Source organism: Cupriavidus sp. 05L310 (assembly GCF_056398185.1).
Genome location: NZ_JBFTOX010000158.1, coordinates 1 through 1,434, shown reverse-complemented (window position 1 = coordinate 1,434; position 1,434 = coordinate 1). Strand labels below are relative to the sequence as shown.

Annotated in this window: 2 protein-coding genes; one reads left to right on the top strand and one right to left on the bottom strand. The window is 63.6% G+C overall.

The genetic code is table 11. The annotated features are described in order from the left end of the window. Positions 1-1,018 (top strand): transposase (locus tag AC1DS6_RS42590; protein WP_477104804.1); only part of this gene is annotated, 1,018 nt, incomplete at its 5' end. Here the strand turns inward: AC1DS6_RS42590 and AC1DS6_RS42585 are convergent. Continuing rightward, a partial coding sequence (locus tag AC1DS6_RS42585) for an IS1096 element passenger TnpR family protein (protein WP_477104803.1) occupies positions 1,013-1,434 on the bottom strand: 422 nt, incomplete at its 5' end. The two genes, AC1DS6_RS42590 and AC1DS6_RS42585, sit on opposite strands and share 6 nt — an antisense overlap.

Genomic DNA, 1,434 nt, shown 5'->3' with positions numbered 1-1,434 from the left:
GGGCGCGAGCGCGGCCTGCCATGCGCTGGGCGTGCCGCGCGGCACGCCTGCCCGGCAGCGGGCCCACCTGCGTCGCATTGCCTTCATCGGTCCACTGCCACGGTCCACTGCCCGGCCCCGGCCACCGTTGGCTCTGGACGCCCTGGAAAACCAGGTGCTGCTGGACACCCTTAACAGCGAGCGCTTCGCCGACACCGCGCCGGCGGCGATACACGCCACGTTGCTCGACGAGGGCCGCTACCTGGGTTCGGTGCGCACCATGTACCGGTTGCTGGCGGTCAATGGCGGCTCGCGCGAGCGACGCAACCAGCTTGTCCATCCGGCCTACACCAGGCCCGAGTTGCTGGCGCGCGCGCCTAACCAGGTGTGGTCGTGGGACATCACCAAACTCAAGGGACCAGCGAGATGGACGTGCTTCCACCTCTACGTCATCCTGGACATCTTCAGCCACCATGTCGTGGGCTGGTTGATCGCCGGGCGCGAGAGCGCCGAGCTCGCTGAACAGCTCATCGCCGACAGCGTGGCACGCCACGATATCGCCCCCGGCGTGCTCACGCTTCATGCCGATCGCGGTGCCAGCATGCGCTCCAAACCGGTGGCTGCGTTGTTGGTCGACCTGGACATCACGAAAAGCCACAGCCGGCCTCACGTATCTGACGATAATCCCTTCTCGGAGTCGCAGTTCAAGACGATGAAGTACCGTCCGGACTTCCCCGCGCGCTTCGGCTGCATTGAGGATGCGCGCACCCACTGCCAGGCCTTCTTCGCCTGGTACAACACCGTGCATCGGCACTCGGGCATCGGATTCATGACGCCGCACAGCGTTCATTACGGGCTCGCCCAGGAGTTGCGCCTCACCCGTCAGGCAGCTCTCGACACAGCATTCCGGGCGTCCCCGAAAAGGTTTAAAGGGCGTCGCCCTGAACCACCGCGGCTGCCCACAGCAGTCTGGATCAACCCGCCGCCATCGGAGGCCATTACCCCGAACACACCACAACCCGGCACAGTAAATTCATGAAGCCAGGTGACGCAAAGTCATTGACACGTTCCGCTCTCGCAACCGATCATTGACGGTCTGACGGTCAAAGCGACGATCCAGCCAAGTCAGCCACCCGTCGATCTCATCGCGTAAGTCTTCCAACACGATTGGCTCCTCGCGCAGCGATTCGAGCCAATCGAGGAACTCATACTCACTGCGTTCGTCCCTAGCCGCCATATAGCTCTCGATCCCGCCCATGTCCTCTGGCGAGCAACGCCCGCAACCGGCCACGCAACGTGGCAGCTGGCCAGGATGTTGCCGCAGCCTACGCCGCTCCACCCGTATCTCGTGGCGCCACCACGCGTTGAAGTCATACACATAGACGAAGCCTTCGTGTTCGCGGAGACGAAACGCAGTCAGTGGCAGTTCGTTTGCCGCGGTGGAGAACTGCAAGA